This is a genomic window from Roseicyclus sp. (assembly GCF_018402035.1).
Classification (GTDB): Bacteria; Pseudomonadota; Alphaproteobacteria; order Rhodobacterales; family Rhodobacteraceae; genus Roseicyclus.
Genome location: NZ_JAGYJN010000001.1, coordinates 279,573 through 300,992 on the forward strand (window position 1 = coordinate 279,573; position 21,420 = coordinate 300,992).

The 21,420-nt window shown below is 61.4% G+C and carries 19 protein-coding genes and 1 tRNA gene; 8 read left to right on the forward strand and 12 right to left on the reverse strand.

What is annotated here, in order from left to right; all coding sequences use genetic code 11:
• Positions 1–8: 8 nt before the first annotated feature.
• The 8 genes from KG698_RS01315 to KG698_RS01350 form a co-directional block, all read right to left on the reverse strand.
• Positions 9–1,289, reverse strand: coding sequence for a glutamate-5-semialdehyde dehydrogenase (locus KG698_RS01315; protein ID WP_213683760.1), 1,281 nt, complete (start codon positions 1,287–1,289; stop codon positions 9–11).
• 78 nt (positions 1,290–1,367) lie between these two features.
• On the reverse strand, positions 1,368–1,931 hold the full coding sequence (locus KG698_RS01320) for an antibiotic biosynthesis monooxygenase (RefSeq protein ID WP_213683761.1): 564 nt from the start codon (positions 1,929–1,931) through the stop codon (positions 1,368–1,370).
• A gap of 13 nt (positions 1,932–1,944) precedes the next feature.
• Positions 1,945–3,045: a glutamate 5-kinase gene (gene proB / locus KG698_RS01325; RefSeq protein WP_213684264.1), complete on the reverse strand. Its 1,101-nt coding sequence runs from the start codon at positions 3,043–3,045 to the stop codon at positions 1,945–1,947.
• A 17-nt stretch (positions 3,046–3,062) separates the two neighbouring features.
• Positions 3,063–4,100 (reverse strand): GTPase ObgE, encoded by a 1,038-nt coding sequence (gene obgE, locus KG698_RS01330; protein WP_213683762.1) that lies wholly within the window; start codon positions 4,098–4,100, stop codon positions 3,063–3,065.
• A 116-nt stretch (positions 4,101–4,216) separates the two neighbouring features.
• A complete protein-coding gene (locus KG698_RS01335; protein ID WP_213683763.1) occupies positions 4,217–4,756 on the reverse strand; it encodes a GNAT family N-acetyltransferase in 540 nt (179 codons plus the stop codon).
• A 149-nt stretch (positions 4,757–4,905) separates the two neighbouring features.
• The gene (gene rpmA / locus KG698_RS01340; protein ID WP_213683764.1) at positions 4,906–5,175 is read right to left on the reverse strand and encodes a 50S ribosomal protein L27; all 270 of its coding nucleotides are present in this window, start codon (positions 5,173–5,175) and stop codon (positions 4,906–4,908) included.
• Between the two features lie 13 nt (positions 5,176–5,188).
• Entirely contained in the window at positions 5,189–5,872 is a 684-nt protein-coding gene (locus tag KG698_RS01345; RefSeq protein WP_213683765.1) for a 50S ribosomal protein L21, read from the reverse strand.
• A gap of 201 nt (positions 5,873–6,073) precedes the next feature.
• Positions 6,074–6,967 (reverse strand): DUF2059 domain-containing protein, encoded by an 894-nt coding sequence (locus KG698_RS01350; protein WP_213683766.1) that lies wholly within the window; start codon positions 6,965–6,967, stop codon positions 6,074–6,076.
• A gap of 192 nt (positions 6,968–7,159) precedes the next feature.
• On the opposite strand from KG698_RS01350, the gene KG698_RS01355 reads away from it, so the two are divergent.
• The 3 genes from KG698_RS01355 to KG698_RS01365 all read left to right on the forward strand — a co-directional run bounded on the left by KG698_RS01355 (position 7,160) and on the right by KG698_RS01365 (position 10,428).
• Positions 7,160–7,249, forward strand: a tRNA-Ser gene (locus KG698_RS01355).
• A 271-nt stretch (positions 7,250–7,520) separates the two neighbouring features.
• On the forward strand, positions 7,521–8,966 hold the full coding sequence (locus KG698_RS01360) for an ATP-binding protein (protein WP_213683767.1): 1,446 nt from the start codon (positions 7,521–7,523) through the stop codon (positions 8,964–8,966).
• Positions 8,938–10,428 (forward strand): M20/M25/M40 family metallo-hydrolase, encoded by a 1,491-nt coding sequence (locus KG698_RS01365; protein WP_300982795.1) that lies wholly within the window; start codon positions 8,938–8,940, stop codon positions 10,426–10,428. The genes KG698_RS01360 and KG698_RS01365 overlap by 29 nt, the downstream gene beginning before the upstream one ends.
• On the opposite strand, the gene KG698_RS01370 is transcribed toward KG698_RS01365, so the two are convergent.
• The 3 genes from KG698_RS01370 to KG698_RS01380 form a co-directional block, all read right to left on the reverse strand.
• Complete coding sequence (locus KG698_RS01370; protein WP_213683768.1) at positions 10,380–10,937, reverse strand: holin family protein; 558 nt, start codon at positions 10,935–10,937, stop codon at positions 10,380–10,382. The two genes, KG698_RS01365 and KG698_RS01370, sit on opposite strands and share 49 nt — an antisense overlap.
• Positions 10,928–11,539: a holin-associated N-acetylmuramidase gene (locus KG698_RS01375; protein WP_213683769.1), complete on the reverse strand. Its 612-nt coding sequence runs from the start codon at positions 11,537–11,539 to the stop codon at positions 10,928–10,930. The genes KG698_RS01370 and KG698_RS01375 overlap by 10 nt, the downstream gene beginning before the upstream one ends.
• Before the next feature lie 137 nt (positions 11,540–11,676).
• Entirely contained in the window at positions 11,677–15,084 is a 3,408-nt protein-coding gene (locus tag KG698_RS01380) for an indolepyruvate ferredoxin oxidoreductase family protein (protein ID WP_213683770.1), read from the reverse strand.
• Between the two features lie 216 nt (positions 15,085–15,300).
• Between KG698_RS01380 and KG698_RS01385 the strand changes: the two genes are divergently transcribed.
• From KG698_RS01385 to grxD, 5 genes are all read left to right on the forward strand, one after another.
• Positions 15,301–16,215, forward strand: coding sequence for a LysR family transcriptional regulator (locus KG698_RS01385; RefSeq protein ID WP_213683771.1), 915 nt, complete (start codon positions 15,301–15,303; stop codon positions 16,213–16,215).
• 205 nt (positions 16,216–16,420) lie between these two features.
• A complete protein-coding gene (locus KG698_RS01390) occupies positions 16,421–16,897 on the forward strand; it encodes a GNAT family N-acetyltransferase (RefSeq protein WP_213683772.1) in 477 nt (158 codons plus the stop codon).
• Between the two features lie 64 nt (positions 16,898–16,961).
• Positions 16,962–19,121 carry a phosphoribosylformylglycinamidine synthase subunit PurL gene (gene purL / locus KG698_RS01395; RefSeq protein ID WP_213683773.1) on the forward strand — a complete coding sequence of 720 codons (2,160 nt, stop codon included), beginning with the start codon at positions 16,962–16,964 and terminating at the stop codon, positions 19,119–19,121.
• A 61-nt stretch (positions 19,122–19,182) separates the two neighbouring features.
• Entirely contained in the window at positions 19,183–19,419 is a 237-nt protein-coding gene (locus KG698_RS01400) for a BolA/IbaG family iron-sulfur metabolism protein (protein WP_213683774.1), read from the forward strand.
• A gap of 15 nt (positions 19,420–19,434) precedes the next feature.
• Positions 19,435–19,794 (forward strand): Grx4 family monothiol glutaredoxin, encoded by a 360-nt coding sequence (gene grxD, locus KG698_RS01405; RefSeq protein WP_213683775.1) that lies wholly within the window; start codon positions 19,435–19,437, stop codon positions 19,792–19,794.
• Positions 19,795–19,921: 127 nt separating this feature from the next.
• Here the strand turns inward: grxD and der are convergent, their stop codons facing one another.
• A complete protein-coding gene (gene der, locus KG698_RS01410) occupies positions 19,922–21,394 on the reverse strand; it encodes a ribosome biogenesis GTPase Der (protein WP_213683776.1) in 1,473 nt (490 codons plus the stop codon).
• Between the last annotated feature and the right edge of the window lie 26 nt (positions 21,395–21,420).

Sequence of the window (21,420 nt, forward strand, 5' to 3'; positions counted from 1 at the left end):
GATTTTTTTCAAGGCCGGATCGTCCCGTCGCCGGTAACGAGATATTTGAACGAGGTCAGCTGCTCTGCCCCCACAGGACCGCGCGCATGCAGCTTGCCGGTGGCAATCCCGATCTCGGCGCCCATACCGAACTCACCCCCATCGGCAAATTGGGTCGAGGCGTTGTGCATCACGATCGCGCTGTCGATTTGGGCGAAAAACTGTGCGGCCGCACTGTCATCTTCGGTCAGAATGCTTTCGGTATGCTGCGAGCCAAATTGGCGGATATGGGCGATCGCCGCGTCGATATCATCGACCACGCGCGCGGCGATGATATGATCGAGAAATTCTTTGCCCCAATCATCGGCTTTCGCGGCCACAACACCCGGCAGGCTTTGCAAGGCGGTGTCACCGCGCACTTCGACGCCCGCCGCGACCAGAGCCGCGATCACATCGCGCCCAATGGTATCGGCCACATCACGATGGATCAGCAAGCATTCCGCCGCGCCACAAATTCCCGTGCGCCGTGTCTTGGCGTTGAGCGTGACGCGCACGGATTTCTCCGGATCGGCGCTGGCATCGATGTAGATGTGACAGATCCCTTCGAGATGGGCAAAGACAGGCACGCGCGCCTCGGCTTGTACAAGGCCAACAAGCCCTTTGCCACCACGCGGCACGATGACATCGACGAAATCGGTCATGGTGAGTAAGGCGCGCACCGCCGCACGGTCGCGCGTCGGCACAAGCTGCACCGCATCTTGGGGCAAACCCGCCGCCTTGAGGCCCGCGCGCAGGCAATCGACCAAGGCACCCGAGGAATGCAGGCTTTCCGATCCCCCACGCAAGATCACCGCATTGCCGGATTTGAGGCATAGCGCACCTGCATCGGCGGTGACATTGGGCCGGCTTTCATAGATCACACCGATCACACCCAAGGGGGTGCGCACCCGCGCGATATGCAGCCCATTGGGCCTGTCCCATTCCGCGATCACCGCCCCGACAGGGTCATCTTGGGCCGCGACCGCACGCAGGCCCGCTGCGATGGCGTCAAGCCGGGCCGGTGTCAGTTCAAGCCGGTCCAGCATGGCCTCTGACAGCCCTTTATCACGGCCAAAGGCCATGTCTTGCGCATTGGCGGCCAGAATATCCGCCGCGCGCGCACCGATCAGGCGCGCCGCCTCTTCAAGCGCGCGGCGCTTATTGTCGGCGCTGGCCGTGGCAAGGATTGCAGCGGCAGCCTTTGCGCGCGCGCCGATATCCGCCATCAAGCTTGCAATCTCATCAGTGCTGTCGCGGGTCAGATCTTGCATCGCTTTGGCCTTTTGCGCAGGGATCACAGCTGAGGATAGGCGTATTTTCGGAAAGGTGAAACCCAAGCTTTGGTACGATCAGTGGCTCGGTGCCTCGGCCCGCTCGGTCAAGCTGTAGTCGCGGTTGATCGCAAAGATACGCAGATCACGCGCGCCTTGCGCCATGGCGTGGTGGGCCAGATCCAAAGCCTCGGTCCGGCTGCGATCACCGGCCAAGGCCACGCATTGGCCGGGATGATTGACGCTTTCATAGAGCCGCGCACCGGGCAACGTGAGGCCGCCATCGCCATAGGCCACGACCAAAAGCCGTGCATCGGGAATCTGATCATGAGGGGCGGGCAAATCTTGGGTCAGATGCAGCACCATCTCACCCACGCGGATGCGGTAGCCATCGAAATGGATGCGCCGCCCTGCGGCTTGGCTGGCGCGATGGGTGCTTTCGGCCCGCCATGCCGCGATGGCTTGCTCATCGGCCCAAAGCTGATGCGACAACAGCGCGCCCGCATCATCGCGCGGCTGGTAACGGTCGAGAAACATCAGCCCCGCATGTTTCGCCAAGATCGGCTTGAGCCGGTTCACATGGTCGAAATAATGGGGCATATGCCCCGGCTTGGGTTGCACATCGAAGAAAAGCCCATGCATGCCTTGTCCCCCCTTAGACGGCCATATCATCACGATGAACCAAGGCCGCGCGTCCGGGATAGCCCAAAATCCGCGCGATCTCGTCTGAGCGATGACCCGCGATGGCGCGCGTCTCCTCGGCGGTGTAGCGGCATAGGCCCAGACCTAGCCTTGCGCCATCCGGCCCTTCCAGCGCGACGGGATCGCCGCGTTGGAAATCGCCCATCACCTCGGACACACCGGCGGGTAGAAGCGAGCTTCCTCGCGCGAGCGCTGCGGCTGCACCTTGGTCAAGTCGCAGCGTGCCCTTGGGCTTCATCGCAGAAATCCAACGTTTGCGCGCGGTTTGTGGATCAAGCGTGGCGGTAAACCATGTCACCCGCGCCCCATCGGCAATCGCGGCAAGCGGGTTCATCCCCGCACCTTGCGCAATCGCCATGGCACAGCCCGATGCGGTGGCGGTCCGCGCGGCCATCAGCTTGGTCTTCATCCCGCCCTTGGATAGGCCCGTGCCCGCATCACCCGCCATCGCCGCGATCTCCGGGGTGATGCTTTCGACCACGGGTAAATGCTGCGCGCGCGCATCCTCGCGCGGGTTGGCGGTGTAGAGCCCGTCGATATCGGACAACAGCACACAGATATCTGCGCCCGCCATTACCGCGACATTGGCGGCTAAACGGTCGTTATCACCATAGCGGATCTCATCGGTGGCGATGGTATCATTCTCATTCACGATGGGCACTGCCCCCCGCGCAAGCAGCGCCGCAAAGGTCGCACGCATGTTGAGATAGCGCCGCCTGTCGGCGCTATCGTCAAGGGTGAGCAAGATCTGGGCGGCCACGATCCCATGCGGGGCCAGTGCCGCCTCATAGGCGCGCGCAAGCCGGATCTGGCCCACGGCCGCCGCCGCCTGCGCCTCGTCCAGCGATAGCGCGCCTTGGCCCAAGGCAAGCGCCCCGCGCCCCAAGGCGATGGAGCCGGATGAGACCAAGATCACATCCATGCCGCGTGCCTTCAGCGTCGCGACATCGGCGGCCAGCGCATGCAACCACGCCTCGCGCAGCGCGCCAGTCTCTTGATCGACCAATAGCGCCGAGCCGATCTTCACAACAAGCCTGCGCGCCTGACCAAGCATGGGCAGGCCCGGCTGGGTCAGGGGCGCCAAGGTGCTACCTCCTCCAGCCCGGCGCGCATGCGCAACCGTCCCGCATCAATTTGCGCACGCAAGGCGCGCAGCGCTTCGGTCACGCCGGTGCGCGCAACGCCCGAAATCAGCATCACATCGCCACCTGATGCCTCTCTGAGTGCCGCCGATTTTTCGGCAATTTCTTCATCGCTGAGCGCGTCGATCTTGTTGAGTGCGGTAATCCGGGGCTTGTCGGCCAATTCGCCGCCATAAGCCTCCAACTCGCCGATGATCACATCGTAATCCGCAGCGACATCCTCGGAGGTGCCATCGACCAGATGCAACAGCACCGCGCAGCGCTCCACATGGCCGAGGAACATGTCGCCCAACCCCCGCCCCTCATGCGCACCCTCGATCAGACCGGGGATATCGGCGATGACGAACTCGACATTGTCCACGCCCACGACACCCAGATTGGGATGCAATGTCGTAAAGGGGTAATCGGCGATCTTGGGCCGCGCATTGGAGGTTGCGGCCAAGAATGTGGACTTGCCCGCATTGGGCAGGCCCAAAAGCCCCACATCGGCGATCAGCTTGAGCCGAAGCCAGATCGTGCGCTCCACCCCTTCTTGGCCGGGATTGGCCCGGCGGGGGGCTTGGTTCGTCGCGGTCTTGAAGCGCAGATTGCCCCAGCCGCCATTGCCGCCCTTGGCCAAAAGCACCTTTTGGCCAACCTCGGTCAGATCGGCGATCACCGTCTCTTCATCCTCATCAAGGATCTCGGTGCCCGCAGGCACGCGCAAAACGATATCGTCGCCATCCGCGCCCGAGCGTTGCCGCCCCATGCCCGGCACACCGTTCTTTGCAAAGAAGTGCTGCTGATAGCGAAAATCGATCAGCGTGTTCAGCCCATCGACCGCCTCGGCCCAGACATCGCCGCCGCAACCGCCATCGCCACCATCAGGGCCACCATGCTCAACGAATTTCTCGCGCCGAAAGGACACACAGCCCCCCCCGCCCGAACCGGAACGGATATAAACCTTGGCGAGGTCCAGGAATTTCATAGCATCACCGACCGCGCCGGTTCACCCGGTCCGCGCCTTCTCTGTTTCATAAATATCCTGCGGGGGTCCGGGGGTGCAAAACCCCCGGGCTTGCGCCGCAAGCCTGTCTTACGCTGTCAGGCGAGACGTTTCAAATAGGTCCATGTCGCAACCTTTGCCCCGCGCGCGACCGAGAACGCTTCTGCATCGCCAAGGTAGTCGAAACCAGCATTGGTCAGCACCCGTGCCGAGCCGGGATTATCTTGGAACACGCTGGCAAAGATCGTTTGGCTGGCCAGCGGATTGGCCGCGATGAGCGCGCGCACCGCCTCGGAGGCAAAGCCCGTGTTCCACATGGTCGGCGCGACCCAAAAGGCGATCTCGGTCTGGTCACGGTCCAGCTGGTGCAGCGTGATCAGTCCAAGAAACTCCGCGCCGCCCGCTTCAGAGCCATCCATTGCCCAAGTAAAGACATCACGATCCGCGCGCATCGCCTGCGCGATCAAGGTCTCTGCCGCGCCGGGCGGATAGGGGTGGGGAATATGGGTGGTCATCTCGGCCACGCGCCTGTCACCGGCATAAAGCCGCATCAGACCCGCATCGGCATTGCGCAAAGGGCGCAGAAGCATCCGTGGCGTCTCGATCACGGGTTGCGCGATAATCGTTTCTTGTTTCATCCCCGTTGGCCCTCTCCCAAAATGCTCACCCGTGCCCCACCGCGTTTAGGTGGGATCTGTGGCGCAATCGCACAAGACTATGACTGAAACGCGAAGGGGCCGGCGAACGCGCCGGCCCCTCGAAACTTTTCCCGTCTCGGGATGCGGCGCTACTCTGCGGCCTCGGCCACCGGCAGCACGGAGACAAAGGTGCGGCCCTTCAGCCCTTTGGCGAAAGAAACATGACCTTCGACGACCGCGAAGATCGTGTGATCCTTGCCAAGGCCAACACCAGCACCGGGGTGCCATTTGGTGCCGCGCTGACGCAGGATGATATTGCCCGGAATGACGGCCTCGCCACCGAACTTCTTCACGCCCAGACGCCGACCCGCGCTATCGCGACCGTTGCGGGAGCTACCACCAGCTTTTTTATGTGCCATTTCGTCTCTCTCCTCAGCCTGCGATCAGCGCTTTGGCTTGATCGACCCAGCCTTCACGTTCGATCCGGCCTTTGAAGTTCAGCTTTTCGTCGAAAGCGGCGATATCATCATCACCCCAAGCGGCGATCTGCGCGAAGCTGGTCACACCAGCCTCATGCAGCTTCTTCTCAAGCGCAGGGCCAACGCCCGACAGCTTCTTGAGGTCATCGCCACCGGCGGCGGCGACTGCTGCCTTGGCGGCTTTCGGCGCTGCAGGCTTGGCTGCGGCTGCCACGGCCACCTTGGGCGCGGCACCCTTGTTCGAGGCAGGCGCCATCGCGGCTTTCTCAGCTGCCGAGAGCGAACCGGTGCCGATTGCAGCTTTGACGCCGGTCTTGTCTGCGCCCGAGGCCAAGATCTCGGTCACGCGGATCAGCGTCAGCTTTTGACGATGGCCCTTGGTGCGCTGCGACGAGTGCTTGCGGCGGCGCTTGACGTAGTGAATGAGTTTTTCGCCCTTGATCTGGTCGATCACGGTGGCCTGAACGGCCGCGCCCGTGATCATCGGGCTGCCAACGCTGGGCGTATCGCCGCCGAGCATCAGAATATCGTTGAATTGGACGGTTTCACCCGCCTCTGCTGCCAGCCTTTCAACGCGCACGACGTCACCCGCCTGCACCTTGTATTGCTTGCCGCCTGTCTTGAGGACTGCGAACATCGCAATCGGTTCCTTCTTGTTTCCCGCGCCCTGTGGCCCCTGTCGTAACAGGTGTTTTTGGGGTTTCCCCGCCTCGGGCAGCGCGCCCCGCTTGGGGCGTGTGTCATCAAAAATCCAAAACCGCCCTGTTGGGGGCGGTGTCGGAGGCCTGCATTTGCCCCAAAGCGCGTGACGTGTCAAGCGGCCAAGGCCATTGGCGGCTTAGGTATCTTCACCTGCAATAAACCCCGCCGCGGCACGCCCCAGATCATGGCTAATGGCGTTAAAGACCGTGTCGAAAGCGGCAAACAGGCTGGCGTTGATCGCTTGGCCCGCAGCCGAGCGCGAGAAATCGATATAGGCCTGAAGATCAGCATCCGACAAATCCTCATAGGCAAGCGTCTGATAGGCCAAAAGCCATTGCACAGTATCGGCGCGGATCGCGGGCTCTTGGCCCCATACTTCGGCCAGCATCATCTCTTCGGGGATGGGCGTAGCAAAGGCGCCACCATCCGACAGACCCCGGTAAAAGGCGAAATTGGCATTGAGCGCGCCCGAGACGTTCCGCTCGACCAGATCATTGACGATGTTGAACGTGGTCAGCTGCGCGATGCGCGGATGGTTCTGCGCCGCGCGCTCATTGGCCAGATCGGTGGCGATCTGCTCAAGGGCCGGATCAAGAAACGCTTGCCGCGCCGCGATCTCGCCTGCCGCGATGCGTGCGCCCAGATCGCTTTCGAAAAATCCGCGCAAGGCTGCGATATCTGCGTCTGACAAGCGCTCCAAGGGCAGCGCCGCCTCGAAAGCGGCGGTCATCTTGTCAGTGGCGTAAATGCTTGCCGCGACGGCCATCCATGCCGCCCCGCCCTGCCCCGGGAACATATCGGCCGCGATATCGGGCGCAGACTCGCGCCCCTCGGCGGCCATGATCGCCAGAATATCATATAGGCCCATCGCTGCGAGCAATGCGCGCAATTCCGCCGCGCGTGGCCCCAGCGGATCATCGGGTGCGATCACCTGCGCCTGCATCGCGGGCGGCGCGCTTTGGGCAAAGCCCGCATGGCCCGACAGCGACAAGGTCGCGATGGCAAAAGCAATCAAAGGTCGACGCAGCATCGCAAATCTCCGGCTTGGGGGCGCTGTCCTTTTAGATGTGCGCATCATGACAGAATTTCCACTACCATCGCGATGATTTGCCCATGGCTTTGCATATTCGCGCCCGACGGTAGCAGGGATACGCCCATTGCCCCCTTGCGCACCCTCGCTATGCCAGCTAAATGCCCGCCCACTGACCCTGACCCAAAGCGCGGAGAGGTGCCGGAGTGGTCGAACGGGGCGGTCTCGAAAACCGTTGTGGGGGTGACTCCACCCAGGGTTCGAATCCCTGTCTCTCCGCCACTTTACTTATGTCATTGCGTTGACGCCGAAAGGCGCTTTTGATCATTACATTGGCACTTTCGCGCGGTGGTCATTGCTTTTGATCAATGTTGGGGCCTTCAGCCTGCCCTATGCGTGGTTAAGGTTTGTTTTTGAAAGCCCGTACCAGTGCATGACCCCTTTGGGATCGCATGCGTGATAAGATGCGCTTTCGCGCACCAAGCGCCCTTTTGGGTGAAATCAGCGGCGAAGGATAAGTTTAAGCATTCAACCAAATCAGCAAGAACACAGCATGCTCGTTTTGATCCTCGATCCAGCGATGACAGTGGCTTTCGTATCTGCGGATGCGGCGCTAGATTTCGCCCCTGCGCAAAACGCGATCACAAAGCCCATCGCGGACTGCGCGGGTTTGCTTGATGCCGATCCTGCGCTTTTAGACGATTGCCGCATGGTCTTGGCCACGAAAGAGCCCAAAGCGCTTCGCCTGCGGTCGGCCAATGGTGCAGGGATCTTGCGCAAGATCGCCCTGCGCGAGACTGCGCATCAGCCACCAGAGCTGATCATCACTTATGAATACGCAGCCGATCTTCACAACGCCGCAGCGCAAAGCATCGGGGCCGGTGGCAACGACCTCGCGCAAGAGCTGCGCCGCCGCGATGCGGCGATCACCGCGACGGGCGATGGGCTTTGCATCACCGATGACCGGGGCGTGATCATTGATGTCAATCCGGCGCTCACACGCATGTTGGGCCATGATCGGCCGAGCGATTTGATTGGCGTATCATGGTGTGCAGTTTTCGCCGATGCCTCGCTCAGCGCATTGCGCGCCATTGATCTTGATGCGCTGCATGATGCAGAAACATGGCACGGTCCCGCCCTGATGCGCTGCAAAAAGGGCCGCGATCTTGAGGTTGAACTCAGCCTGACCAAGATACAAGACAATGCCGTGATCTGGATCTGCCGCGATGTCACCGCGCGCAACGAGACACAGCGCCAGCTGCTTGCAGCACACGCAAATATCCAACGCGCCCAACGCCAAGAAATCGTCAACCTGATCGCGGCGGGATTCACCCATGATCTGACCAATCTGGTGGCCTTGATCTCGCATCTCTCTGACCCGGCGCTGCGCGGCCATTTCGCGCAAAACAAAGATGTCTTGGAAGAAATCCATTGCGCCGCGCGGCAAATGGTGGCGCTGCTTGAGCCGATAAAGCAGCTAGGCCGCCGCCAGTCGGCGCGCATGCGCCTTGATCTTGGGGCATTACTGGCCGAAGCGGCGGGGATCTTGCGCATTTCCGCACCGCGCGGCTTACAGATCACCACCAAGATTGCCGACGAACCCCTCGTTGTCGATGGCGACCGGATGCAGCTGATGCAAGTGCTGCTCAATCTTGGGCTGAACGCGCGCGAGGCGCTGGATGAGGGCGCGCAGACCATCACCCTATCGCTTAAACGCGCCACCGCCCTGCCAAGAGGTGTGAAGCTGGAAACAGGTGTTATCCCCCCTGCCCCCTTTGCGCTTTTCGCAATCACCGATACCGGGCCGGGGATGAGTGCCGCCACGCGGGCCAAGATCTGGGAGCCATATTTTACCACCAAAACCCTCAGCGGATCCGGTCTTGGCCTCTTTGTTGTGGCCGATATCGTGCGGGGCGTGGGTGGCGGCATCGCGCTGACAACAGCGCCGGGAAAAGGCACGACCTTTTATATTGCATGGCCACTGGACCAAGGGGCTTGAGCAGACCGCCCTTGGCTGTCACTCTTTCGACGGGCGCGATTGCGCTTTTGGCATGGCTTGCAAGGAATACCCCGTGATGCTTGAGAATGCGGCCCGCGATACGGCGGTCAATCTGGCCCGTGAGCTTGCCGGCGACGATGGGTTTCGTGCGGCCTTGGCCGATCTCATCGCCTTTCCGACCGATGCCAGCAACCCAGATGCGCCGCTACAAGACTATCTTTCGCATGTTGCCCAAGGCTTTGCTGCGATGGGCTTCACGACCGAGGGTTTTCGCGCCGATGGCCACCCCTTCTTGCTCATCAGCCGGATCGAAGGCGATGATCGCCCAACCATTCTCGGCTATGCCCATGGCGACACGGTCCCCGGCATGGCCGGGCGCTGGGCCGAGGGGCGCGATCCTTGGGTCTTGAGCGTCGATGCCACCGCCGGGCGGTGGTATGGGCGCGGCATTGCCGACAACAAGGGCCAGATGCTCGTCAATATGACCGCGATGCAGGCCGTGATCGCCGCGCGCGGGTCACTAGGCTTTAACGCCCATATCTTGATCGAGATGGGCGAAGAGATCGGCTCACCTGGGCTGCGCAAGCTCTGCGAAAAGCTGAAATCCCGCCTCAAGGCCGATCTGCTGATTGCCTCGGATGGGCCGCGCATCGATGCGATGACACCCACGCTGTTCTTGGGCGCGCGGGGCGGTGCCAGCTTTCGGCTGACGCTGCGCCGTCGCACGGGCGGGCGTCATTCGGGCAATTTCGGCGGTGCGTTGAAAAATCCCGCGCTTGAACTGGCCCATGCGCTGGCCAGCATCACCGATGTACAAGGCGCGCTGCAGGTGAAAGGCTGGCTGCCCGAAACTATCCCCGACGCCGCCCGCAACGCCTTGGCCGGGTTGACACCAGCGGGTGGCGAGGTCGATGCCGATTGGGGGGCCGTTGGCCTCACACCGGCCGAGCGGATCCATTCTTGGAACAGCGCCGAGATCTTGGCCTTTTCGGCAGGCGATATTGCCCATCCGGTCAATGCCATCCCCGATATGGCCGAAGCGTTGGTGCAACTGCGCTATGTGCCGGGAATTGACGATGACGATCTGGGGGCCGCATTGCGCGCCCATCTCGACGCGCATGGGCATGGCGATGTCATCATGACAGAACTTGGCCCCCGGTTTCGCGCCTCGGCCACGCCGGTCGATCACCCTTCGGTCGGTTTTGCCGCCGCATCGCTTGCGCGCACCCATGGCGCGCCGCCCGTGGTGCTGCCCTCGCTTGGCGGATCGCTGCCCAATGATATCTTTACCGAAGTGCTAGGCATCCCCACGATCTGGGTGCCCCATTCCTATCCGGGCTGTTCGCAACACGCCCCCGATGAGCATTTGCCCTCGGCCCTTTTTCCGCAGGCGACGGGGCTGATGGCCGGGCTTTACTGGGATCTTGGGACAGCCTCGACATCGGCATTGGGCCTCGGCTGATCTACACCTGCCCGCCAAGCTGAAAGCGCCGGGTTGGCGGCGATCGGGTCGCGTGGGGGCGGCACATCTGCCCTGCCCCTTGTGATGATGCGCCCGGCACGGCGCGCCAGATTTGGTGCGCGCATATAATGTAACTCACGCGCCCCGAAATAAAAGCTGACAACCGCCCCAAGTAGCCACCACAGCGGCTCAGGCACCAAGGACAGCCCCACCATTCGCGCCCCGAACCCCACAGGGTCGACCATCGCAAAGATGAACAGCCCCAAGGTGCCAAGCGCCAGCATCGGGCGCGGCAAGCGGTTCAACCCGTTGATGGCCGCGTCAAACCAAGTGCGGCCCGCATATTGGAACTCGGCCGTGGCGGTCTCCAACGTGGCGCGATGGATCGCGGCATCCAACTCGATGGCGCGTGTCGCGTTGGGCACAAAGACCTCCGATACACCTTCGGCCGCAGCGCCAAGCGCCTCGGCCGCGCGTGCGACCCCCATAGCCCGCCCGATCAACCCCATGACGCTACCCTTTCGCGATGTGCCGCTTCGCTCAAATGCCAACGCGGCGAGATGAATTCTTCGGCCCGCGTGATCCAGCCGCCTTTGCCACCATCGCGGCGACGCGCGAACTTGCGGCTGGCGGGGCGGCGGTCGGCCAAGCGGTAGTAGTAGTTGCGCCGCGCGATCCCGTAAGCATCGACCAGATGATCCGGGGCTTGCGCCATCGCATCATGGGCCGCGCGCGCCGTCAGCGGCCCGATCCTGCCATCGACCGCCACATCATGGCCCATCTCGCGCAAAAGCCGCTGCAAGATCCGAACGGCATTGGAACCGGCATTCACATACATGTCGAAAATGCTGGGCTGAAAGGCCGGTGGCAGCCGCCCGATCCCGGGACGCGCAAAATAATGCTCGATAAAAATCGCGACCGCTTGCGCGCGCGTGATCAGCTTCACATCGCTGGCATCGACATCACCGTCACCGTCCAAATCCAGCCCCAAGGCGCGCATTGTGTGGATGGTTACGCCGAAATTCGTAGGCCCACCCGGATCATCGGGATCGTCCACAAAACCCCCTTCGCGGGTCACGATATCTTCTGCAATGGCTCGAACCGACAGCATGGGTTCGCCCCTCCATGCTCGGTTGATCACATAGGCAGCCTCGCAGAACGCCATGAAGATTGCGTTAACGCGACAGGCTTCTTCGTTTCAAAAATATCCCGGGGGAACGGCCAAAGGCCGTGGGGGCAGCGCACCCCCTATTCCGCCGCCTGTGCCACGGCGGTTTTGCCTGATGCCAAGCGCTGCAAAATCTCCGCGCGCCGCAGCGCGGCTTTCGCGGCATTGGCTTCTTTCACCGGGCCGAAACCACGGATCGACAAGGGCAATTCGGCCAGCGCGACCAAGGCATCGCGATCGACGGACCCCACCTTGGGCAGCCATGCCGCCATATCGGCCTCAAACTGTGCAATCAAAGCCCGCTCCATCCGCCGTTCGGCGGTATAGCCGAATGGGTTCAAAGGCGTGCCGCGCAACAGCTTGAGCCGTGCGAGCATGGGATAGAGCCGCGCAATCCATGCGCCAAACTCACGTTTCTTGGGCCGACCCGCCCCATCGCGCCCGGGCAGTAAGGGCGGCGCAAGGTGATAGCTGATCTTGAAATCCCCATCGAACTGCGCGCGCGCCTTGGCCTCTGTCTCCAGATGCAGCCGGGCCACTTCGAATTCATCCTTGTAAGACAAAAGCTTATGATAGCCTTTTGCCACTGCTTCACGCAGCACAGGGTCGGTGACGCGGTCCAGCATACGCATGTACTGCCGCGCCAAGCCTGCGTTTTGGTAAGCGGTCAAATGCGCCGCACGATAGGCGATCTTTTCATCCAGCGACTTGGGCTTTTCCACAACCTCCGCCGCGATCAGGCGCGCGACAGCATCAGGGTTCACGATGGCCCACCGCCCCATATCGAAGGCCGTCATGTTCGGCGCAACCGCCGCACCATTGAGCGCGATGGCCTGCATAATCGCCGCGTGGCTCAGCGGGATCAGCCCCATCTGCCATGCCGCGCCAAAGACCATCATGTTGGAATAGATCGAATCACCCAACAGCACGCGCGACAATTCGGTGGCGTCGAAAAGGGCCAAGCGATCTTGCAGCTTTGCCTTTATCGCGACCTCCAAATCATTCTTTGGAATGGTGAATTCCGTATTGCGGGTGAAGTCACCGGTGATAATTTCATGCGAATTGACCACGCCGCCCGTTTGGCCCGCGCGCATTAGCGACAGGCTTTTGGCCCCGCCACTGACCACCAGATCGCCGCCAATCACGGCATGCGCCTCACCCAAGGCAAGGCGAATGGCCGAGATCTCGGCGGGTGTTTCGGCAATCCGCAGATGAATCCAAACAGCGCCACCCTTTTGGGCAAGCCCCGCCATCTCGATCATGCCGACGCCTTTGCCGTCGATCTGGGCCGCTTGCGCCATGACCGCGCCGATGGTGACAACGCCCGTGCCGCCCACGCCTGTGACAAGCACGTTATGCGTGCCATGGATCGCGGGCAGAACGGGATCGGGCAGGCCCGACAGATCAACCTCGGCTGTGGCCTGTTTGCGGATCTTGGCCCCCTCGAGCGTCACGAAGCTGGGACAAAACCCTTTGAGGCAGCTAAAATCCTTGTTGCAGCTGGATTGATCGATGGCGCGCTTGCGGCCAAGCTCGGTTTCCACCGGCACGATCGAGACGCAGTTCGATTGCACCCCGCAATCGCCACATCCCTCGCAGACATCGGTATTGATAAAGACCCGCCGATCCGGGTCGGGAAAGCGCCCGCGCTTGCGGCGGCGGCGCTTTTCGGCGGCACAGGTCTGGACATAGACGATGGCCGAAACGCCCGCGATTTGTTGAAACCGTTCCTGCACCGTCATCAGATCGTCGCGGGGGTGTTTCTCGATCCCCGCCGGAAAGGCGGCCCAGTCGATCTCTTCCTTGGGGTCATAGACCACGGCCAGATGACGCACGCCCACGGCCAAAACCTCAGCCACGACGCGCGCCGGATCAAGGCCACCATCATTGCCCTGCCCGCCCGTCATGGCGACAGCATCGTTGAACAAGATCTTATAGGTGATGGTCGTATTGGCCGCGACCGCCGCGCGGATCGCCATAATGCCCGAATGGTTATAGGTGCCTTCACCGATATTCTGGAAAATATGGCCACGCGTCGAAAATGGTGCCTCGCCGATCCAATTGGCCCCTTCACCACCCATATGGGTAAAGGCCTCGGTCCCGCGATCCATCCATTTGACCATGAAGTGACAGCCGATGCCCGCACCAGCGCGCGCGCCGTCCGGCACTTTGGTCGAGGTGTTGTGCGGGCAGCCCGAACAGAACCACGGCGTGCGCTGCGCCAGATCGGGGGCATTGCCACTGCGCGCCACCGCATCAACATGGGCAAGGCCCGCGCGAATACGGTCGGTGCCGCGCCCCTCCTCGATCAGGATTTGACCGAGTTTCAGCGCGATATCGCCGGGGTCGAGGGCGAAATGCTCAGGGAAAAGAACCTCGCCGCTTGCCCCCTTGCGATGGCCATAGACACGCCGCCCGCGCCGGTCGTCAAAGATCGCCTCTTTGACTTGGCCCTCGATCAGCTTGCGCTTTTCCTCGACCACCACGATCAGGTCCAGCCCCTCGGCCCAATCCGCAAGGCTTTGCATATCCAGCGGCCAAGTCTGGCCGATCTTATAGGTGGTCACGCCCAGTTCTTCGGCCGCCGCCGCATCAATGCCCAGCGTTGCAAGCGCGGTCATCAGGTCGAGCCAATTCTTGCCCGCTGCAACAAAGCCGATCTTGGCACCCGCTTTGCCATGCACCCGTTGATCCATGCGATTGGCCCGCGCAAAAGCCACGGCCGCGTCGCGCTTATGGGTGAAAAGACGTTCTTCTTGCGCGATCCAATGATCATCAAGCCGGATGTTCAGCCCACCCTCGGGCATGATGAAATCAGGCAACACAAACTGCATCCTGTCGGGGCGTCCATCGACGACGGCGGTGGCCTCGACCGTGTCTTTCATCGTCTTAAGACCAACCCAAAGCCCGGCAAATCGGCTGAGCGCAAAGCCATAAAGCCCATAGTCGAGGATTTCTTGCACGCCTGCGGGGCTAACCACTGGCATGCCCGCATCAACCATCGCCCAATCCGATTGATGGCACACGGTCGAGCTTTCGCCCGTGTGATCATCGCCCATCGCCATGATCACACCGCCATGGCGCGAAGAGCCCGCCATATTGACATGGCGCATCACATCGCCCGAGCGGTCCACCCCCGGCCCTTTGCCATACCAAAGGCCAAAGACGCCGTCATACTTGCCCTCACCGTAAAGCTCGGCGCGCTGACTGCCCCATAGGGCGGTTGCGGCTAAATCTTCGTTCGATCCGGGTTGAAACAAGACATCGGCCGGGCCGAGGTGGGATTTGGCGCGCGCCATCTGCATATCGACCGCACCCAGCGGCGAGCCGCGATAGCCGGTGACCAGCCCTGCGGTGTTCAAACCCACTGCGCGGTCGCGCGATTTCTGCATCAGCATCAAACGCACCAGCGCTTGTGTGCCCGTCAGCAAAACCTGCGATTTTGACAGATCGAACCGATCCTCTAGCGATACTTGCTGCACTCCCATGGCGGGCCTCCCGTGACAGCGTAGATCGTAATACATCAAACTATAGGTAACAAATGCTGACCTGTCTATTTATTTTGCCTCATTTGGGGCGTTGTTACAAAAAACATAAGAGAATCCGGCACATCCCCTTTTCAACTGGGTCGCCGCACCCCAAGATAGATCAGTGGCGTGCGAAAAACCCGGGGGTTCCCGATGTAGGCGGAGAGGAGTGCTGGGATGGATTGGGACAAGCTAAGGATATTTCACGCCGTCGCCGATGCGGGCAGCCTGACGCATGCGGGCGACACGCTGCACCTGTCGCAATCAGCGGTCAGCCGACAGATTCGCGCGTTAGAGGAAGGTCTGAACACCACCTTGTTCCACCGCCATGCGCGCGGGCTCATCCTGACCGAACAGGGCGAGCTTTTGTTCGACGCGACCAAGCATATGACCAAACGGCTTGACGCCGCCGCCGCGCGCATCCGCGACAGCGAGGAAGAGGTTTTTGGCGAATTGCGCGTCACCACGACCATCGGCTTTGGCTCGCTCTGGCTGGCCCCGCGCCTGCCCGCACTCTACGAGAAATACCCAGACCTCAAGATCGACCTGATGCTTGAAGAGCGCTTGCTCGATTTGCCAATGCGCGAGGCAGATGTCGCCATCCGCATGAAAGAGCCAAGCCAAGCCGATCTGATCCGGCGTAGGTTGATGACAATCAACATGCGGCTTTACGCATCCCCCACCTATCTGGCCGAACACGGCATGCCCGAGACGACCGATGATCTGTCAAAACACCGCATCATCAGCCAAAATGCCACCTCTGCCCAAGTCAGCGCAGGCGCACTTTTGGTGCGCGAATTAATGGCCTATCCGGTCGGCTCGACCCTGACGGTCAATAACTATTTCGGCGTTTTGCAGGCCGTAATCCATCATCTGGGAATCGGCGTTTTACCTGATTACCTGACCCAAGATTTCCCGCAGCTCGTCCGCGTTTTGCCCGATATTCAATCGGCAGAGGTGCCCGTATTCCTCGCCTACCCCGAGGAATTGCGCCAATCCAAGCGCGTCGAAGTCTTTCGCGATTTCGTCTCCGAAGAGGTGATCGCCTATCGCCGCCGCCGCCGCGAGGAAGAGCCAGAAGGCCAAAGCTGACCCTGTCAAAAGCCGTGTGTTATGCGCCACAGGCATAGCAGCTTTGCGGCAGTGCAGCGTGTTTTGCCTTGATTGGGGGCAATCTGCTGATTAATTGGGCGGCAATGGGATGAGGCGCTTGCGCTGTCCCATTACCTCCCTGTTGGACTTTGGCCGAGATTCGTCTCGGCCTTTTTTTTGGCGTGGCACCCGCGTAATCAGAAACATGACCGCGCAGATTGTCGAATCAAACCCCGCCGATTTTGAGGATTTCATCGCATTGCATGCGCTGATTTCAGATGCCTTCGCCTTTATGGAAGGGCGGATCGATCCGCCCTCTTCGATCATGGCGATGGGGCCTGATGGCCTCCGCGCCAAGGCGATGGCCGAGGATTTCTTTTTGATCCGGGATGTGGGACAGCCCATCGCCTGTCTCTTTGGTCAGCCGCAAGGGGCGGTCTATTATGTCGGCAAGCTTGCGGTCGCACCCGCCTATCGCAGGGCGGGACTGGCGCGGGCATTATTGGATCAGGCAAGCCATCACGCCCGCAGGCTTGGGCATACGGCGCTCGAATTGCAAACGCGCGTCGCATTGCTCGAGAACCACACGACATTTGCCCGGCTCGGGTTTTACCAGACCGCGGCCACAGCCCATCCGGGCTATGACCAGCCCACTTCACTGACATTTCAGCGCCCAGTCTGACCATCGGCCCCTTTCCCCTGCCCGCGTGCTGTCATAAACAGCAGCCAAACGGGGGAACCGCGCCATGACCGAACCAGCCATCACACCCGAATTGATCGCAGCCCATGGGCTGAAGCCCGATGAATATGCACGCATCCTCGAGATCATCGACCGGGTGCCGACATTCACCGAGTTGGGCATTTTCTCGGCGATGTGGAACGAGCATTGCTCCTATAAATCCTCCAAGAAATGGCTACGCACCCTGCCCACCACCGGCCCACAGGTGATTTGCGGACCGGGCGAGAATGCGGGCGTTGTCGATATCGGCGATGGCCAAGCGGTCGTGTTCAAAATGGAAAGCCACAATCACCCCAGCTACATCGAGCCCTATCAGGGGGCCGCGACCGGCGTGGGCGGTATTTTGCGCGATGTCTTTACCATGGGCGCGCGCCCCATCGCCGCGATGAATGCGCTGAGTTTTGGCGAGAAAGATCACCCCAGGACGCGCCAGCTTGTCCATGGCGTGGTCGAGGGCGTGGGCGGTTACGGCAATTGCTTTGGCGTGCCCAATATCGGCGGCGAGGTACGCTTTCACCGCGCCTATAATGGCAATTGCTTGGTCAATGCGTTTGCCGCCGGTCTCGCCGATGCGGATGCGATTTTCTACTCTGCGGCGTCCGGCGTGGGCATGCCGGTGGTCTATCTTGGCGCCAAGACAGGGCGCGATGGTGTTGGCGGGGCGACCATGGCCTCGGCCGAATTCGACGACACGATCGAAGAAAAGCGCCCAACCGTGCAGGTGGGCGACCCCTTTACCGAGAAGCGCCTGCTTGAGGCCTGTCTGGAGCTGATGGCTTCGGGTGCGGTGATTTCCATCCAAGATATGGGCGCCGCTGGTCTGACCTGTTCGGCGGTAGAAATGGGCGACAAGGGCAAGCTTGGCATCAAGCTGGTGCTCGATCATGTCCCCCAGCGCGAAACTGGCATGACCGCCTATGAGATGATGCTGTCCGAAAGCCAAGAGCGGATGCTGATGGTGCTCAAACCCGCGATGGAGGCCGAGGCGCGGGCGATTTTCGCCAAATGGGATCTCGATTTTGCCATCGTCGGCGAAACCATTCCCGAGGATCGCTTTATCATCGAACATCGCGGCGTCGTCATGGCCGATCTGCCGCTCTCCAAGCTGTCCTCCGAGGCACCGGAATATGACCGCCTTTGGGTCGAGACGCCCCCCGCCCCGGCGATGGAACCCGTGGCCGAGGTTGATGTTATCTCCGCGCTCAAGATCTTGATCGCATCGCCGAATTACTGCTCACGCGCATGGGTCTATCAGCAATATGACCATATGGTCATGGCCGATACGGTCTGTGCGCCGGGTCTTGGCGCGGGTGTCGTGCGGGTGCATGGTACGCAAAAGGCCTTGGCCTTCACCTCGGATGTCACGCCGCGCTATGTGAAGGCCAATCCTTTCGAGGGCGGCAAACAGGCCGTGGCCGAGGCCTATCGCAACCTATGCGCCATGGGGGCCACGCCTTTGGCCGCAACCGACAATTTGAATTTCGGCAATCCTGAAAAGCCCGAGATCATGGGCCAATTCGTGGGCGCGATCAAAGGCATCGGTGCGGCCTGTGCGGCGCTCGACATGCCGATCGTCTCGGGCAATGTCAGCCTTTACAACGAGACCGATGGTCAAGCGATCTTGCCCACACCGACGATTGGGGCGGTGGGGCTCCTCGGGTCATTGGATGACCTCGTCGCCGGGCGGCCGCGTGATGGGCATGTGCTCTTGGTGGTGGGTGAGACCAAGGGCCATTTGGGCCAATCGGCACTCTTGGCCGAGGTGTTCAACCGTGAAGACGGCGATGCCCCGCCTGTCGATCTGGAAGCCGAGCGCCGCCACGGGCGTTTCATTCGCGACAATCGCCAGTGGATCGGCGCATGCTGCGATGTCTCGGACGGTGGTATCGCACTTGCAGCTTTCGAGATGGCGGTATCGGGCGATGTCGGCCTGACGCTTGAAGCAAGCGATTGCGCCACGCTTTTTGGCGAGGATCAGGCGCGCTATTTGATCGCCACGAGTTTCGACAAGGCCGAGGCGCTGATGGTCGCCGCGGGACAAGCGGGTGTGCCCATGCTCAGCCTCGGGAAATTCGGCGGTGAAACAGTGCGGTTCGGCGCATCCGAGGCGGGCCTGTCCGATCTGACCGCGATCTGGCAGGCGGCCTTTGCCTCCCATTTCGGATAAGCAGCGCTTGCGGCTTTGCGCAGGCGCGCCTAGGTTTGGATCAGGAACACGAGGATAGCCCATGCCGATCACCGCCCGCGACATCGAGACAATGCTGCGCGACGCTTTTCCGCAAGGTCAGGTCAAGGTCGAAGGTGACGACGGGGCGCATTTCGCGGCCCAAGTCATCGATGAGAGTTTTCGCGGCATGAACCGCGTACAGCAACAACGCGCGGTCTATGCCGCGTTGAAGGGCAAGATGGATGGCAGCCATGGTGAGCTGCACGCGCTTGCCCTGACCACCAAAGCCCCGGATTAAAAGGGAAGTCCCCAGATGAGCACCGAAGAAACCATCCGCAAGACCGTGACCGAGAACGACGTCGTGTTGTTCATGAAAGGCACCAAGATGATGCCGCAATGCGGCTTTTCCTCGCGTATCGCGGGGGTGCTGAATTACATGGCCGTCGATTTCGCCGATGTGAATGTGTTGGCTGATGAACAGATCCGCCAAGGGATCAAGGATTATTCCGACTGGCCCACGATCCCGCAGCTTTACGTCAAGGGCGAGTTCATCGGCGGCTGCGATATCGTCACCGAAATGACCCTGTCGGGTGAGCTGGACCAGCTTTTCGCTGACAAAGGCATCGGCTTCGACAAGGATGCCGCCGACAAGATCCGCGAAGCAAACGGCTAATCCCGGCGTCGCCTGTTTTGCAGGCGACCCGACGTGGGGCTTGGCCCCCGCACGATGCAACGGGGGGCTTTGCCCCCCGGACCCCCCAGAGTATTTGTGAAGCAAAGATGGGCAAAGCCTTGGTGGCTTAGCCCTTTTTCTTTGTGTCGCCTGCGCGCACATGCTTGGCAAGCCGCGAGGGGATGGATTTCTTTCGGTTCTTATAGGGATTTTGATCGGACTGGCTGCGCATGAAAAGCCGGATCGGGGTGCCGGGCATGTCGAAATCCTGCCGCAGGCCGTTGACCAGGTAGCGCGCGTAGCTTTCTGGCAATTTCTCGGGATGAGAGCACATCACCACAAAGCCCGGCGGGCGGGTTTTGGCCTGTGTCATGTAGCGCAGCCGGATGCGGCGCCCGCCCGGTGCAGGTGGGGGATGCGCCTCGGTCATGGCCATGAGCCAGCGATTGAGTTGCGCGGTCGTCACGCGGCGGTTCCAAACGTCATGGGCCTTGAGAATGGCAGCATGCAGCCGGTCAAGCCCCTTGCCCGTCACAGCCGAGACCGTGACCAAGGGCGTGCCCTTGAGCTGCGGCAGCATGGTTTCCAAGCCATTTATCAGATGCTTGAGCTTATCTTGCTTCTCGTCCTCGAGATCCCATTTATTGACCGCGATGACCACGGCGCGCCCCTCGCGCTCGGCCAGATCGGCGATGCGGAGGTCTTGGCTTTCAAAGGGGATGGCGGCATCGAGCAGCACCACGACGACTTCGGCGAATTTCACTGCGCGCAAACCGTCCGAGACCGAGAGTTTCTCGAGCTTTTCTTGCACCTTGGCCTTTTTGCGCATGCCTGCGGTGTCAAAGATACGCATGGGCGTGCCATCCCATGTGACGGGCACCGCGATCGCGTCGCGGGTAATGCCCGCCTCTGGCCCGGTGAGCAGCCGCTCTTGGCCAAGGATGCGGTTGATCAAGGTGGATTTGCCGGCATTGGGGCGGCCCACCACGGCGATCTGGAGGGGCCGGGCAACGGTGATGCGGCGCTCTTGATCGGGGTTGTCGCCATCGGGGTCGATGTCGATGTCGGTTTCGGCCTCCTCGATCTCGGCCAAGCGCGCCTCGGCCTTGGCGATTAGGGGCGCAAGCGCCACGGCCAATTCACCCATGCCTTCGCCATGCTCGGCCGAAAGTGCAATCGGCTCGCCCAAGCCAAGCGCAAAGGCTTCGATTACACCAGCCTCGCCTTGGCGGCCTTCGGCCTTGTTCACACCCAAGATGACCGGGCGACCGGCGCGGCGCAAAATTTCGGCGAAAAGCTGGTCGTTGGGCGTGATGCCTGCGCGTGCATCGATCAAGAACAGGCTCGCGTCGGCCATGGCCACGGCGCGTTCGGTCAGCTTGCGCATCCGCCCTTGCAGGCTGTCGTCGGTCGCATCCTCAAGCCCTGCGGTGTCGAGAATGGTAAAGCGCAGATCGCCCAAGCGCGCCGCACCTTCGCGCAGATCGCGCGTGACACCCGGCTGGTCATCGACGAGCGCAAGCTTGCGGCCCACCAAGCGGTTGAACAAGGTGGATTTGCCGACATTGGGGCGGCCGACGATGGCGAGGGTAAAGCTCATGGATTGGGTTTCCGGCATGGCGAAGT